This is a genomic window from Halomonas lysinitropha, from assembly GCF_902500215.1.
GTDB classification, from domain to species: Bacteria; Pseudomonadota; Gammaproteobacteria; order Pseudomonadales; family Halomonadaceae; genus Halomonas; species Halomonas lysinitropha.
On the sequence record NZ_CABVOU010000039.1, the window covers coordinates 395290 to 409424 of the forward strand.

Consider the following 14135-nt stretch of genomic DNA (forward strand, 5'->3'; position numbering starts at 1 on the left):
CCTGGAGCATAATTGTATCGCTCCTGGCCAATTGCCACGGTTCGAGCATGATGGATTTCTTGCGATCAGGCGGGATAGACAAAAGTATAATGTTAATAAAGTTCATATAAAACAATCTAGTACATACACCCCCGATGTTTTTGATAGAGCCCTCTTGCTGAGTTCGAAAAGATACTCTAATGTTCGAAAACGAACCTTGTTGTCGCCTGGTACTCCGCAAAGGCATGCGGCATAGAGCCTCGGCAGGATACGGTTTTCCGTCAGATACTCAGGTGCTGTTTTTTGTAAGCCATCAACCCGGCCCGCAACCTGGCGCCGCGCCTGGCGCATCGTCTTCTGCCCGTTGTTGGCATGGGAGGGACGAACGGGAAATACGCCTGGGTGCCCATCGTGAAACCCTTGATTGGCGCCTTCGATAGCTCTTGCAAGGCCTGGGGAGCACTGTCACACCAAAAGAAAGCAACAATCAGCTGTCAACACCGAGGAAAGTCCCATGGAAAAACAATACATCCTGTCGTTCGATCAGGGCACCACCAGCTGCCGCGCCATCCTCTTCGATCGTGACGCCCAGATCGTGGGTATCGCCCAGAAGGAGTTCAAGCAGCACTACCCGACCCCGGGCTGGGTAGAACACGATGCCATGGAGATCTGGGGCAGCCAGATGGGGGTGGCCCGAGAAGTGCTGGAGACCCAGGGCATCAAGCCTTCCGAGGTGGCGGCGATCGGCATCACCAACCAGCGGGAGACCACGGTAGTCTGGGATCGTCACACCGGAAAGCCCGTGCACCATGCCATCGTCTGGCAGGATCGCCGCACCGCGGCCCTGTGTGACGAGCTCAAGGCGCGCGGACTGGAGGACTACATTCGCGAGACCACCGGCCTGGTGGCGGATGCCTATTTCTCGGGCACCAAGATTCGCTGGATCCTGGACAATGTCCCGGGGGTTCGCGAGCGGGCGGAAAACGGCGACCTGCTGTTCGGGACCATGGATACCTGGCTGGTCTGGAACCTGACCCGCGGGGAGCGTCATGTGACCGACTACAGCAACGCCTCGCGGACGCTGCTCTACAACATCCGCACCCTGGAGTGGGACAAGCGCATGCTCGAGGAGCTCGATATTCCGGACGCCATGCTGCCCGAGGTTCGGCCCTCCAGCGAGGTCTACGGAACCACGGGGGCCGAGATGTTCGGCGGTGCACGGATACCTATCGCCGGCATTGCCGGCGATCAGCAGGCGGCCCTGTTCGGGCAGGCCTGCTTCGAGAAAGGGATGGTCAAGAACACCTACGGCACGGGCTGTTTCTTGCTGATGAACACGGGGGAAACGCCTGTGGCCTCCAAGTCCGGCCTGCTGACCACCATCGCCTGGGGAGCGGAAGGCAAGGTCTACTATGCCCTGGAGGGTTCCATCTTCATTGCCGGAGCGGCCGTGCAGTGGCTGCGTGATGAATTCAAGCTCATCGATTCGGCCGAGGATTCGGAATACTACGCCGGCAAGGTGGCGGATTCCGGCGGGGTCTACGTGGTGCCAGCCTTCGCGGGACTGGGAGCCCCCTACTGGGACATGTATGCACGCGGTGCGATCTTCGGGATCACCCGCGGAACCCGCAAGGAGCACATCATCCGCGCCACGCTGGACTCCCTGGGTTACCAGACCAAGGATGTCATCGATGCCATGCAGGCCGATTCCGGGATCACGCTCAAGTCCCTGCGCGTTGACGGGGGCGCCGTGGCCAACAACGTCATGATGCAGTTCCAGGCCGACATGCTGGGCGTCAACGTGGATCGCCCCAGGATCACCGAGACCACCGCCCTGGGGGCGGCCTATCTGGCCGGCATGGCCGTGGGCCTCTGGACGCAGGACGAGGTGGTCAACAAGGGCAAGGTGGAGCGCACATTCGAGCCGCAGATGGATAGCGAATGTCGCGAACGCGCCTACAGGGGATGGAAGAAGGCCGTTCGCCGCACCATGGACTGGGAGCGGGAAGACGAGGAGTAAAGTAAGGCGTTTCGTCAGCACGTGTTTCCCCGGAGCGTCCCGACGAGTATCTGGGGGCGCCCTCCAGGCACCTGTCGGTGTCCGCCGGACAGGATCTTAGCCATCTGTGAAGGGACCCCTTCATGCAATTGCGCGACAGCAATATCGAGAAACTTTCCCGCGAGACCTTCGATGTCCTGATCATCGGTGGCGGCATCAATGGCGCCTCAGCCGCCGCCGCCCTGGCTGGCAAAGGCGTCAGGGTCGGCTTGATCGACCGCGGCGATTTTGCCGGCGAGACCAGCATGCACTCCTCCAATCTGGTGTGGGGTGGCATCAAGTACATGGAGAGCTACGACTTCCCTCTGGTGCGTAAGCTCTGCAAGAGCCGCAACCACCTGATCAAGAGCTTTCCCTCCACGGTCCAGGAGATCCGTTTCCTGACCACCATCGCCAGGGGCTTTCGCTATCATCCGCGCTATCTCTGGGCCGGCAGCTGGCTCTACTGGCTGATGGGCAATGCCTTCACGCGGATTCCGCGTTTCCTGAAACCGTCTGCCATCAAGGAGCGGGAGGGGATCATCGATACCCGGGACGCCATAGGCGGCTTCGAGTATTCCGATGCCTATCTGCACGACAATGACGCCCGCTTCGTCTTCAATTTCGTGCGCTCCGCGCTGAACTACGGGGCCATGGCGGCCAACTATGTCGAGTCCCGGGGCGCACGACGGGAGAACGGTGTCTGGGTCACGCGTGCCCGCAACGTCATGAACGACGCCACCTTCGAGATTCGCTCAAGGGTGTTGATCAATGCCGCGGGGCCCTGGGTCGACCAGCACAACGAATCGACCGGGCAGAAGCCCGGGCACCATCACGTCTTCTCCAAGGGCATCCACCTGATCGTGCCACGGCTGACCGACAGCAAGCGCGTGCTGGCGTTCTTTGCCGACGACGGACGGTTGTTCTTCGTTATCCCCATGGGGCAGCGCACCTGCATCGGTACCACCGACACTCGAGTGGAGAACCCCGAGGTGCATGTTACCGACGAAGATACCCAGTTCGTGCTGGACAACATCAACAAGCGCCTGCAACTGGACAAGCCGCTGGGCAGGGAGGATATCATCGCGACTCGCTGCGGGGTTCGGCCCCTCGCGGTCAAGGCCCGCGCGGGTGGAGGTCGCGACTTTCTGCAACTCTCGCGCAAGCATGCCATCGATACCGACGATGCCGAGGCGCATATCAGCATCTTCGGCGGCAAGCTCACCGACTGCCTGAACGTCGGGGAAGAGATCGTCAGCGAAGTTAAGCGCCTCGGTGTCTCGGTGCCGTATCCGGACTATCGCTGGTACGGCGAACCCTCCGAATCGGTCAGGAAGGAGTTTCTCCATCAGGCCGAGTTGATGGATCTTGACGCCATGACCGCGCCGGAGGCCTCCGAGCCGCTGACGGCGCGCCTGTGGCGGCGCTACGGCACTCACGCCCTCGACATGCTCGAGGAGATCCGCGAGGACCCGCGGCAGGGTGAGTTGCTGATCGAGGGCACCGAGTATCTGCGCTGCGAACTTGGCCAGGCACAGCGGCGCGAAATGATCACTCGGCTCGAGGATTTTCTGCGTCGTCGTTCGAAGATCTCCCTGGTGGTCAGCAATGCAAGGATCCGTCGGTCCCCGGGGCTCATGGAGGCCTGCGAGATCCTCTTCGGCGACCAGGCCAGGGAGCGTTTCGACGAGTACTTCGCCGAAACACCGGAATGGACCCCCGAGAAGCTCAGTCCCGAAGCCGAGGCCGACAATCCGGCGCACTCCGAGTCTCTGAACTGGTCGAACAGGGGCTTTTCGTCGACCTGAGATCCCGTCGATACGAGGGGCGCGCGTAGCGGTCCGGCGCCTTGGTCATCAGAGCCAAGTCACTGCTCCCGCGGCGTTGCTGGATGCCGACGGGGCGTCGTTTATTGACTTGCATTTCCGAAGCGGATGGGTAGAATACGCATCCGTTGTCACGGCGAATTTCGGCCGTCGCGGTGAAGCAGGACCATAGCTCAGTTGGTTAGAGCGCCACGTTGACATCGTGGAGGTCGGCGGTTCAAATCCGCCTGGTCCTACCAGATCCCGCCCGGTGACGACAGCGTCAGGACCATAGCTCAGTTGGTTAGAGCGCCACGTTGACATCGTGGAGGTCGGCGGTTCAAATCCGCCTGGTCCTACCAGATTCCGAAACGCCCCTTCAGTCTTGAACTGCGGGGGCGTTTTTCATTGGATTATTGGATGTCGGTGTGCGCGATGAACACCGCGACCAGCCGCTCGATACCCGCCTGGTCGGCCTCGCTGAAGCGCTCTTTCATTGGGCTGTCCAGGTCCAGGACTCCCCACAGCCGGTCATTGGCCACGCTGGGCACCACCAGTTCGGCCCGGGAGGCCGCATCGCAGGCGATATGGTCCGCCACGGCATGCACATCCGCCACGCGCTGGGTCTCGTGCGTGCGGGCGGCGGCACCACAGACGCCTTTCGAGAAGGGAATGGGGTGGCAGGCCGGCTTGCCCTGGAAGGGGCCCAGGGAGAGCATATTCGGCTGACGCTGCAGGTAGAAGCCGACCCAGTTGAGGTCGGGGAGCTCCTGCATCAGAAAAGCGCCGGTCTGGGCACTGTTGGTCAGCCAGTCGCGGGTATCGAGCAGGGCTTCGAGCTGGCGAGCCAGCAGGGCATAGTCGGGCGTCATCGTCACTCCTCAAACATGACAGGGGCCGGCACAGCGGCCGGCCCCCAAACTCATCAAACCCGGGTAAGGGAGTTCACTCACTTCCAGCCGGGCACCGCCTGCGGGCCAAACAGCTCTGCTGCCTTGGCCTCGACTTCCTCGGTCTGGTAGGCCTCGACCAGCTGCTGGATGGCCTTGCGATCCTCGTCACCGCCGCGCACCACGATCAGGTTGACGTAGGGAGACTCCGGCCCCTCCTTGATCAGGGCGTCGTCCAGGCTCAGGCCGGCCGGCTGGGCGAAGGTGTTGTTGATGAAGGCCATGTCCACGTCGGGCAGCACGCGGGGCAGCTGGGCGGCCTCGATCTCGCGGAAGTCGAAGTCGCGGGGGTTCTCGGCGATATCCAGCGGCGTGGCTTCCAGGAACTCCGGATCCTCGAGTTCGATCAGCCCTTCGTTGTGCATCAGGATCAGGGAGCGTCCCTCGTTGGAGGGGTCGTTGGGCAGGGCGATGGTGGCCCCGTCCGGGAGCTCCTCGATGCTGTCGTACTTTGCCGAGTAGGCGCCGATCGGGTAGACGAAGGTGTAGCCGGCGATGGCGAAGTCGTAGCCGCGGTCCTCGACCATGGAGCGCATGTAGGGCTCGTGCTGGTAGGCGTTGGCATCGAGGCTGCCGTCGGCCAGGGCGGCGTTGGGTGTCACGTAGTCGGTGAACTCGATGATCTCGACCTCGAGACCGTACTCGCGTTCGGCAATCTCGGCGGCGACCTGCATGACGTCGGTCTCGGGGCCGGCCACGGTGCCGACCTTGATGGCGTGCTCGTCGGCCAGTGCGGTGCCGGCGCCGAGGGTCAGGGCGGAGGCCGCCAGGGTGCCGATCAGGCGCTTGTGCATATCTTGGTTCTCCTCGTTGAAGGTATTACTGTTCCGGGGCTATCGCATATGCAAGGAACGCTCAAGGCTGTTCCGGGGATAGCCCTGATTACCGTTCAAGCCAATAGTAATAGAATAACCAGAAAAACTATAATGCATTCTGGTTATCAGGCCGAGTGATTCACTTGTGGTCGCTCTTGCGGACCAGATAATCCCCCAGGCTCTGGAAGCCCTGGACCATCACCACCAGGATCACCACGGTGATCAGCATGATGGTGGGGTTGAAACGGTTGTAGCCATAGCGGATGCCCAGGTCGCCGAGGCCGCCGCCGCCCACGGCACCGGCCATGGCCGAGTAGCTGACGAGGGTGACGGCCGTTACCGTGAGCGCCGTGAAGATGCCGCCGCGCGCCTCGGGGACCAGCACCTTGGTGATGATTTGCCAGGGCGTGGCGCCCATGGACTGGGCGGCCTCGACCAGGCCCGGGGGGATCTCGTTGAGGGCGCCCTCCACCAGGCGCGCCACGAAGGGGATGGCGGCGATGGTGAGGGGCACGGCAGCGGCATTGGTGCCGATCGATGAACCGACCAGCATCCGCGTGAAGGGGATGATCGCCACCATCAGGATGATAAAGGGGATCGAGCGGCCGATATTGGTGACCGCCCCCAGCACCCGGTTGAGCGTCGGCTCGGCGAGTATCTGTCGTGGCCGCGTGACGTAGAGCAGCACACCCAGGGGGATACCCACCAGGGCCGAGATCACCCCCGACACGCCTACCATGTAGAGCGTGTCCAGGGTGGCCTTGAGGATCAGATCAATCATCGCGCTGGACATGGCCAAGCACCTCCACCTGCAGGTCGTGGGATTCGAGATAGTCGAGGGCCTCGCGGGTCTTCTCCGCCGGGCCCATCAGTTCGGCGATCATCAGCCCCAGGGTGCGCTCCTGAATCGACTCCACCTTGGCCTGGAGGATGCTGACGTCCACGCTGCACTCTCTGGCCAGTCGCGAGATAAGTGGTGTCGAGACGGCGTCGCCCGAGAAAGCCAGGCGCACCACCGGATGGCTGTGTGGTCCGGGGGCGTCCTCGAGGCGCTCGATCAAGGCGCGGGGCGGCTCGAGTTCCAGGAAGTCGTTGAGGAAGTCTCGCCCTAGTTGGGTGCGCGGCGCGGTGAAGAAGTCGCCGACGTCGGCTTCCTCGACCAGTTCGCCGTCCGAGATCAGGCTGACCCGGTGGCAGATCGACTTGACCACTTCCATCTCGTGGGTGATCAGCAGGATGGTCAGGCCGAGCTTGCGGTTGATGTCGCGCAGCAGGTCCAGGATCGCGCCGGTGGTATGAGGGTCCAGGGCCGAGGTGGCCTCGTCGCAGAGCAGCACCTTGGGACGGCTGGCCAATGCCCGGGCGATGGCCACGCGCTGCTTCTGGCCGCCCGAGAGCTGTGCCGGGTACTGTCGCGCCTTGTCGGTGAGGCCCACCAGTTCCAGCAGGGGGGTAATCCGCTCGCGGATCTCGCCGCGCTTCATGCCCATCAACTCCAGCGGCAGGGCCACGTTGGCGAAGACCGTGCGCGAGGTCAGCAGGTTGAAGTGCTGGAAGATCATACCGATGCGGTGGCGGGCCTGGTTGAGGGCCGACCCGGAGAGGGCCGTCAGTTCCTGGCCGTCCACGGTGACGGTGCCCGTGGTGGGGCGCTCGAGCAGGTTGACGCAGCGGATCAGCGTGGATTTTCCGGCACCCGAAAGGCCGATCACGCCATGAATCCGGCCCTGGGGCACGTGGAGGTCGGCATGCTTTAGCGCCGTCACGCCCGAGGCGGTACTGCGTCGCCCCTTGGGGTAGTAAGTCTTGGAAACGTCGTGGAGTCGAATCATCACAGCCACCGGTGGGGCGCCGGTCGAGTGTCGGGCGGGCAGGGCAGTGGGCAGGCACGAAAAAAAGCCACCCTGGCGGGTGGCCATCAACGCTGGACACACCCTTTTAGCTGCACTTCACGCCGCGGACTGCCTCGAGGGACGGTCCGCGACGTCGGCGCCCGCAATCCGGGGGTCAAATCGGCGCCTTCAAAATGTAGCCGTGCATCTTAGGTTTCGAACGAGCGTAAGTCAATGAGAATGGGAGATGATGCCGTTAAGAAAGCTTATCTCTGGTGGGATTTCCTGCGTGAAGGGGTGGACCTGGAACATATCGATGGTAATGGCGCTCAGTGGGCCCCCTTGCCCCATGTCACTCGACCCTCGCTCCTCGCTGTCGTGGACGTTGTCCCCGGGGTTTCCTAGACTGGCGATCTTTCCCGGCCCATTCGCGGCCGGCCAGCACGAGGAGCGTTCATGTTCACTGGCATCGTACAGGGCACCGCCGAGGTGGTGGCCATCCATGAAGCGAAGGCCTTTCGCACCCATGTGCTGGCGCTGCCGGCCGAGCTGTGCGAGGGCCTGTCGCTGGGTGCCTCGGTGGCCCACAACGGGGTCTGTCTCACCGTCACCGCCATCGACGGCGAACGGGTCAGCTTCGATCTGATGCGCGAGACCCTGCGGGTGACCAATCTCGGTGCAGTCAGGGAGGGAGATCGCGTCAATATCGAGCGCGCGGCGCGATTCGGGGACGAGATCGGCGGTCATGTCATGTCCGGCCATGTGATGGCGCTGGCCGAACTGGTCGAACTCGACGAGGCCCCCAACAATCGCCGGCTCTGGTTCGAGGTGCCTCACGCCCTGAGCCGCTTCCTGTTCGACAAGGGCTACATCGGAGTGGATGGCATCAGCCTGACCATTGGAGAGGTAAAAGCGGCCACCACGGGCCAGGGGCCGCGGTTCTGTGTCGACCTGATTCCCGAGACACTGGCCCGGACGATCCTGGTGGACCGGGCCCCGGGCGACGGCGTCAATATCGAGATCGATCCCCAGACCCAGGCCATCGTCGAGACGGTGGAGCGAGTGCTTCAAGCGCGAGGCGCCTGATGTGCCATGGAAAACTTGACCGTTCCGTCAAGTCTTCGTTGGTCGGCCGGGTGGCGTATGGCCCGCAAGTTGCTTAACTAGGTGGAGCCGTGCTGCCTATGAGCCCTTGGGCGCCTCGCAACATCTCGAGGCTTTGGGTACCATAGGCGGCTTTTCTCGCACCCCGGACGCCACGACGTCACTGCGCGCAGGAACAATAACCATGCTGAAACGCCTGATCGACAACCAGTTCAAGCTGGTCGAACACCACACCGACGTGAAGACCGAGGTCATCGCCGGGATCACCACCTTCCTGACCATGGCCTACATCATCTTCGTCAACCCCAGCATCCTCTCCGAGGCAGGCATGGACTATGGCGCGGTGTTCGTCGCGACCTGTCTGGCCGCCGCGGTGGGCTGTCTGATCATGGGCCTGTGGGCCAACTACCCGATTGCCCAGGCGCCCGGCATGGGTCTCAACGCCTTCTTTACCTATGGCGTGGTGCTGGGCATGGGGTATACCTGGGAGGCGGCGCTGGGCGCGGTCTTCTTCTCGGGCTTCATCTTCTTCCTGCTCAGCGTCTTCAAGATCCGGGAGTGGATCATCAACTCCATTCCGCTCTCCCTCCGGCTGGGGATCGCCGCGGGTATCGGGCTCTTCCTGGCGATGATCGCGCTGAAGAATGCCGGCATCGTGGTGGCCAACGAGGCAACCTTCGTGGCGCTGGGGGATCTGTCCCAGCCGCCGGCTCTTTATGCGCTGCTGGGCTTTTTCGTGATCACCGCGCTTGCCTATCTCAAGGTCACCGGTGCGGTGATGATCGGGATCCTCGGGGTCACCCTGCTGGCGATGCTCTTCGGCCATAACGAGTTCGGTGGCTTCATGTCCATGCCGCCCTCCATCGCCCCGACCTTGATGGCTCTCGATCTGGCCGGTGCCTTCGACGTGGCGATGCTCAGCGTGATCTTCGCCTTCCTGTTCGTCGATCTCTTCGATACGTCCGGTACGCTGGTTGGCGTGGCCCAGAAGGGCAAGTTGCTGGACAAGGACGGCAAGCTGCCGCGCATCGGGCGCGCGATGATGGCCGACAGTGGCGCCTCCATGGCCGGCGCGGTACTGGGGACTTCCACCACCACCAGCTACATCGAGTCCACCGCCGGCATTGCCTCCGGCGGGCGTACCGGTCTGACCGCCGTGGTGGTGGCGGTGCTGTTCCTGATCAGCCTGTTCTTCGCGCCGCTGGCGGGCTCGATTCCCGCCTATGCCACCGCCGGCGCCCTGCTCTATGTAGCGGTGTTGATGGCCGGCAGCCTGGCCCATGCCAACTGGGACGATCCCACGGACGCTGCCCCGGTGCTGATCGCCGCCCTGGCCATGCCGCTGACGTTCTCGATTGCCGAAGGTATCGCGCTGGGCTTCATCAGCTATGCCGCTATCAAGGCGCTCTCAGGGCGTTTCAAGGACCTGAATCCTGCGGTTATCGTGCTGGCCCTGCTGTTTGCCGGCAAGTTCCTGTTCCTTGGCTGATTCCTGCCTATCGATTGCATTCACTCACCGAGACTCGACCCGATGAGCATCTACGGCGACTACATCAAGTCCGTGATCCGCACCGTCCCCGACTGGCCGCAGTCGGGGGTCAACTTCCGCGACATCACCCCGCTGCTGCAGAACAGGTCTGCCTTCCGCAAACTGATCGATAGCTTCGTGCATCGCTATCAGGAGATGGGCATCGATGCCGTCGCCGCCATCGACGCCCGGGGCTTTATCGTCGGCGCGCCCCTGGCCTATGAGCTGGGCTGCAGCTTCGTGCCGGTGCGCAAGAAGGGCAAGCTGCCGTTCCGCACCATCAGCGAGACCTACACCCTGGAGTACGGTGAGGCCGAGGTGGAGCTGCACTCCGACGCCTTCAAGCGGGGAGACCGCATCCTGATCGTCGACGATCTGATCGCCACCGGCGGTACCATGCTGGCTGCCGCCAAGCTGATAAGCCGCAGCGGCGGGCAGGTGGTCGAAACCTCCACCATCGTCGACCTGCCCGACCTCGGCGGATCCCAGCGAATCCGTGAGGCCGGGTATGGTGTCTTCGCCGTCTGTTCCTTCACCGAGGACGAGTGAGCCCCATGAGCACCCATCGCTACCACCAGCATTTTACCGTCTCCTGGGACCAGCTGCACCGCGACGTGCGCGAGCTCTGCCACCGGCTGATCGAGCGTGACTTCAAGGGTATCATCGCCATCACCCGCGGCGGCCTGATCCCGGCGGCACTGATCGCCCGTGAGCTCAACGTGCGCCTGATCGACACCGTCTGCATCAAGAGCTACGAGCACATGGATCAGGGCGGCCTGGACGTGTTGAAGGGCGTCGACCATGACGGAGAAGGCTGGTTGCTGGTCGACGATCTTGTCGATACCGGTCGTACCGCCAAGGCCGTGAGTGAGATGCTGCCGAAGGCCCACTTCGTGACCATCTATGCCAAGCCTGAGGGCAAGCCGCTGGTGGATCAGTACCTCACCGAGGTGGCTCAGGACTGCTGGATCCAGTTTCCCTGGGACATGGGCGTGGCCTATGTCGAGCCGCTGGTCGATCAGGCGAAGCGCTGAGCCATGGCCTGTCCGCTCCCTGACAGCTGGCAACAGTGGCTGGGCGACGAGTTCGAGGCGCCCTACATGCAGTCGCTGCGCGACTTCCTGGCGGCCGAGAAGGCCGCCAGGAAGGTGATCTATCCGCACTCGACGGACTGGTTTCGCGCCTTCGAGCTGACGCCGCTGGACCGCGTGAAGGTGGTGATCCTTGGCCAGGACCCTTACCACGGGCCGAATCAGGCCCACGGGCTCTGTTTCTCGGTGCGCCCCGGTGTGCGTGTGCCCCCCTCGCTGGTCAATATCTACAAGGAACTGCAGGCAGACGTGGGCTTTCAGCCGGTGGACCACGGCAACCTCGAGCACTGGGCGCGCCAGGGGGTGCTGCTGCTCAACACATCGTTGACGGTGGAGCAGGGCAATGCCGGCTCGCATCGCGGCAAGGGCTGGGAGACCTTCACCGACCGCGCCATCGCCACGGTAAGCGAGCATGCCGAGCCTGCGGTCTTTCTGCTGTGGGGCAGTCACGCCCGCCAGAAGAAGGCACTGGTCGACACGTCGCGCCATCTGGTGCTGGAATCCCCGCATCCGTCGCCGCTTTCGGCCCATCGCGGTTTTTTCGGCAATCACCATTTCTCCCGCGCCAACGCCTTTCTGGCCGAGCAGGGCCGCGAGCCCATCGACTGGCAGCTTCCCGCCCAGCCTTAACCTCAACGCGGGATGCGGTTAGAATGGCGCGCTAATTATCGTGGGAGCCGTCGGTTCGACGCATCGACTTGCAGGACGATGTATGGCCGACGCCTTTCGCGGTGCGAGCACCGCTCCCACAATCCGATGTAGGCTCTATACCCTTGTGGGAGCCGTGCTTGCACGGCGATGTGTGCCCGCCGCCTTTCGCGCTGCAAGTGGTGCTCCCATCAGCTACTTACCGCCGTCCAAGAGGTTCCCCCATGAGCGTCCATGCCATCCAGCATCCGCTGGTTCAGCACAAGGTTGGTCTGATGCGAGAAGCTGGCATCAGCACCAAGAGCTTCCGTGAACTGTCCGGCGAGCTGGCCAAGCTGCTCACCTACGAGGCGACCAGCGACCTGGAGCTGCAAACCCAGGAGATCGATGGCTGGAGCGGCAACAAGATTGCGGTGCAGCTGCTCAAGGGCAAGAAGGTGACGATCGTTCCGATCCTGCGCGCGGGGCTGGGCATGCTCGACGGCGTCACCGATCTGATTCCCAGTGCGCGGATCAGCGTGGTCGGTCTCTATCGCGACGAAGAAACGCTGGAGCCGGTGCCCTACTTCGCCAAATTCGCCAACGATCTGGACGAGCGCATGGCCATCGTCATCGATCCCATGCTGGCCACCGGCGGCACCATGGTCGCTACCCTGGACATGCTTCGCGAGCGGGGTTGCAAGCACATGAAGGTCATTGTGCTGGTCGCTGCTCCCGAGGGCATCAAGCGTGTCCAGGACGCCTATCCGGATATCGAGCTCTACACCGCCGCGGTGGATGACCACCTCGACGAAAACGGCTATATCGTCCCCGGCCTGGGGGACGCCGGCGACAAGATCTTCGGCACCCGCTGAGCGACATGCCACGACTCTCGATGCCTTCCCGCCCCGAAGACTGAGGCCTTCGGGGTTAACCCGTCGCTGTTCTTCCCTCCCTTCGTTTCACCACTCCCCTGGCCCGATTTTCGACTTTCGTCGCACCGACTGTGTGGTGCTGCGCAATGTTCGTTTTCGATCATAAAGAAACAGGAAGTCCCAGGTTTGTCCCTCGGGCCCTGTCCCGCCTGTCCTAAGACAAAAGTTCAATGCTTTTTAAAAAATAAACAATAACAGTCATTTGGAGAGGTTTTGCGAGAAAGGTCAGGGCGCTGACCGCTATTTTCGGTTGACGACATTTGTGTTTGAAAGCGAATCTCGGCTACGTTGTATTCAGCTGTCCCTGAATCAACACATAACAACGAACCGTCGAGATCCGTATGTCCTTGATCCTAGAAAACATCGATCACGTGGTAGGTGGTGACACCTACATAGCGGGCGTGAACCTGGAGCTCCAGCCCGGCTCCTTCAACGTCTTGCTGGGGCGAACCCTGGCCGGCAAGACCACCTTGATGCGCCTGATGGCGGGGCTGGATTCGCCGACTCGGGGCCGCATCCTGATGGATGGGATAGACGTGACCGGTCGCTCCGTGCGCAAGCGCAACGTCTCCATGGTCTATCAGCAGTTCATCAACTATCCGGCGCTCTCCGTCTACGACAACATCGCCTCACCCCTCAAACTGGCCAAGGTCGAGCGTGCCGAAATCGATCGGCGAGTGCGAGAGGTCGCCGAGATGTTGCATATCGAGCATCTGCTAGACCGCCAGCCTCTCGAACTTTCCGGTGGCCAGCAGCAGCGGACCGCCATGGGGCGCGCGCTGGTAAAGGATGCCGATGTCGTGCTCTTCGATGAGCCACTGGTCAACCTCGACTACAAGCTCCGCGAGGAATTCCGTGAGGAGTTGCGCTCCGTGTTCAGCGAGCGTAACTGCATCGCCGTCTATGCCACCACCGAACCTGCCGAGGCGCTCGCCCTGGGCGGAAACACTGCGGTCCTTCATGAGGGTCGCCTCCTGCAGTACGGACGTACCGAAGACGTCTATCACCGGCCGTGCGATATTCTCACCGCGGAAATGTTCTCGGAGCCCCCGATCAATATCGTCAGGGGCATCATCTCCGGGTCCGAGGTGACCTTCGACAAGTCACTGCATTTTCCCATCAACGACGATCTGCGCACCCTGGCACCCGGCGAGTATCGCTTTGGTGTGCGTGCTTCGCACATCTCACTCGCGCCGCGTGACAAGGATGATATCGAGGTCAAGATGACCGTCGATCTGGCCGAAATCAGTGGCTCCGAAACCTTTCTGCATGTGCACAACGACCTCTTCCACATGACGGTCCACCTTGAGGGGGTTCACGAATTTCCCGTCGATGCACCCGTGACGCTCTATTTCCCGACCCACAAGGTCTACGCCTTCGACCGCCAAGGGGCGGTGGTGCATATACCGACCCACCTGGGGGGTGTCTGAT

13 protein-coding genes and 2 tRNA genes are annotated in these 14135 nt (G+C 62.4%); 11 read left to right on the forward strand and 4 right to left on the reverse strand.

What is annotated here, in order from left to right:
* Positions 1-493 precede the first annotated feature (493 nt).
* The 4 genes from glpK (at position 494) to HALO32_RS13550 (ending at position 4184) form a co-directional block, all read left to right on the forward strand.
* Positions 494-1999: a glycerol kinase GlpK gene (gene glpK, locus HALO32_RS13535; protein WP_151444415.1), complete on the forward strand. Its 1506-nt coding sequence runs from the start codon at positions 494-496 to the stop codon at positions 1997-1999.
* 122 nt (positions 2000-2121) lie between these two features.
* Entirely contained in the window at positions 2122-3825 is a 1704-nt protein-coding gene (locus HALO32_RS13540; protein ID WP_151444416.1) for a glycerol-3-phosphate dehydrogenase/oxidase, read from the forward strand.
* Positions 3826-4005: 180 nt separating this feature from the next.
* Positions 4006-4082: transfer RNA gene (locus tag HALO32_RS13545), tRNA-Val, on the forward strand.
* A 25-nt stretch (positions 4083-4107) separates the two neighbouring features.
* Positions 4108-4184 (forward strand) — tRNA-Val (locus HALO32_RS13550).
* Positions 4185-4235: 51 nt separating this feature from the next.
* On the opposite strand, the gene HALO32_RS13555 is transcribed toward HALO32_RS13550, so the two are convergent.
* The 4 genes from HALO32_RS13555 to HALO32_RS13570 all read right to left on the reverse strand — a co-directional run bounded on the left by HALO32_RS13555 (position 4236) and on the right by HALO32_RS13570 (position 7419).
* Positions 4236-4694, reverse strand: coding sequence for a GAF domain-containing protein (locus HALO32_RS13555; protein WP_151444417.1), 459 nt, complete (start codon positions 4692-4694; stop codon positions 4236-4238).
* 77 nt (positions 4695-4771) lie between these two features.
* On the reverse strand, positions 4772-5566 hold the full coding sequence (locus HALO32_RS13560) for a MetQ/NlpA family ABC transporter substrate-binding protein (RefSeq protein ID WP_151444418.1): 795 nt from the start codon (positions 5564-5566) through the stop codon (positions 4772-4774).
* A gap of 160 nt (positions 5567-5726) precedes the next feature.
* Positions 5727-6380, reverse strand: a complete 654-nt coding sequence (locus HALO32_RS13565) for a methionine ABC transporter permease (protein ID WP_151444419.1) — start codon at positions 6378-6380, stop codon at positions 5727-5729.
* The gene (locus HALO32_RS13570; protein ID WP_151444420.1) at positions 6361-7419 is read right to left on the reverse strand and encodes a methionine ABC transporter ATP-binding protein; all 1059 of its coding nucleotides are present in this window, start codon (positions 7417-7419) and stop codon (positions 6361-6363) included. The genes HALO32_RS13565 and HALO32_RS13570 overlap by 20 nt, the downstream gene beginning before the upstream one ends.
* A gap of 456 nt (positions 7420-7875) precedes the next feature.
* Between HALO32_RS13570 and HALO32_RS13575 the strand changes: the two genes are divergently transcribed.
* The 7 genes from HALO32_RS13575 (at position 7876) to HALO32_RS13605 (ending at position 14134) form a co-directional block, all read left to right on the forward strand.
* Positions 7876-8505, forward strand: coding sequence for a riboflavin synthase subunit alpha (locus HALO32_RS13575; protein WP_151444421.1), 630 nt, complete (start codon positions 7876-7878; stop codon positions 8503-8505).
* A 202-nt stretch (positions 8506-8707) separates the two neighbouring features.
* The gene (locus HALO32_RS13580) at positions 8708-10012 is read left to right on the forward strand and encodes an NCS2 family permease (protein ID WP_151444422.1); all 1305 of its coding nucleotides are present in this window, start codon (positions 8708-8710) and stop codon (positions 10010-10012) included.
* A 42-nt stretch (positions 10013-10054) separates the two neighbouring features.
* Entirely contained in the window at positions 10055-10600 is a 546-nt protein-coding gene (locus tag HALO32_RS13585) for an adenine phosphoribosyltransferase (RefSeq protein ID WP_151444423.1), read from the forward strand.
* 5 nt (positions 10601-10605) lie between these two features.
* A complete protein-coding gene (gene gpt / locus HALO32_RS13590) occupies positions 10606-11085 on the forward strand; it encodes a xanthine phosphoribosyltransferase (RefSeq protein WP_151444424.1) in 480 nt (159 codons plus the stop codon).
* A gap of 3 nt (positions 11086-11088) precedes the next feature.
* Positions 11089-11772 (forward strand): uracil-DNA glycosylase, encoded by a 684-nt coding sequence (gene ung, locus HALO32_RS13595; RefSeq protein WP_151444425.1) that lies wholly within the window; start codon positions 11089-11091, stop codon positions 11770-11772.
* 242 nt (positions 11773-12014) lie between these two features.
* Positions 12015-12644, forward strand: a complete 630-nt coding sequence (upp, locus tag HALO32_RS13600; protein WP_151444426.1) for a uracil phosphoribosyltransferase — start codon at positions 12015-12017, stop codon at positions 12642-12644.
* A 401-nt stretch (positions 12645-13045) separates the two neighbouring features.
* The gene (locus HALO32_RS13605; protein WP_151444427.1) at positions 13046-14134 is read left to right on the forward strand and encodes an ABC transporter ATP-binding protein; all 1089 of its coding nucleotides are present in this window, start codon (positions 13046-13048) and stop codon (positions 14132-14134) included.
* The last annotated feature ends 1 nt before the right edge of the window (position 14135 follow it).

Excerpts from the sequence above, each read along its gene's own strand:
- glpK (WP_151444415.1), top strand. The coding sequence starts at position 494 with ATGGAAAAACAATACATCCTGTCGTTCGATCAGGGCACCACCAGCTGC.
- HALO32_RS13540 (WP_151444416.1), top strand. The coding sequence starts at position 2,122 with ATGCAATTGCGCGACAGCAATATCGAGAAACTTTCCCGCGAGACCTTC.
- HALO32_RS13555 (WP_151444417.1), bottom strand. The coding sequence starts at position 4,694 with ATGACGCCCGACTATGCCCTGCTGGCTCGCCAGCTCGAAGCCCTGCTC.
- HALO32_RS13560 (WP_151444418.1), bottom strand. The coding sequence starts at position 5,566 with ATGCACAAGCGCCTGATCGGCACCCTGGCGGCCTCCGCCCTGACCCTC.
- HALO32_RS13565 (WP_151444419.1), bottom strand. The coding sequence starts at position 6,380 with ATGTCCAGCGCGATGATTGATCTGATCCTCAAGGCCACCCTGGACACG.
- HALO32_RS13570 (WP_151444420.1), bottom strand. The coding sequence starts at position 7,419 with ATGATTCGACTCCACGACGTTTCCAAGACTTACTACCCCAAGGGGCGA.
- HALO32_RS13575 (WP_151444421.1), top strand. The coding sequence starts at position 7,876 with ATGTTCACTGGCATCGTACAGGGCACCGCCGAGGTGGTGGCCATCCAT.
- HALO32_RS13580 (WP_151444422.1), top strand. The coding sequence starts at position 8,708 with ATGCTGAAACGCCTGATCGACAACCAGTTCAAGCTGGTCGAACACCAC.
- HALO32_RS13585 (WP_151444423.1), top strand. The coding sequence starts at position 10,055 with ATGAGCATCTACGGCGACTACATCAAGTCCGTGATCCGCACCGTCCCC.
- gpt (WP_151444424.1), top strand. The coding sequence starts at position 10,606 with ATGAGCACCCATCGCTACCACCAGCATTTTACCGTCTCCTGGGACCAG.
- ung (WP_151444425.1), top strand. The coding sequence starts at position 11,089 with ATGGCCTGTCCGCTCCCTGACAGCTGGCAACAGTGGCTGGGCGACGAG.
- upp (WP_151444426.1), top strand. The coding sequence starts at position 12,015 with ATGAGCGTCCATGCCATCCAGCATCCGCTGGTTCAGCACAAGGTTGGT.
- HALO32_RS13605 (WP_151444427.1), top strand. The coding sequence starts at position 13,046 with ATGTCCTTGATCCTAGAAAACATCGATCACGTGGTAGGTGGTGACACC.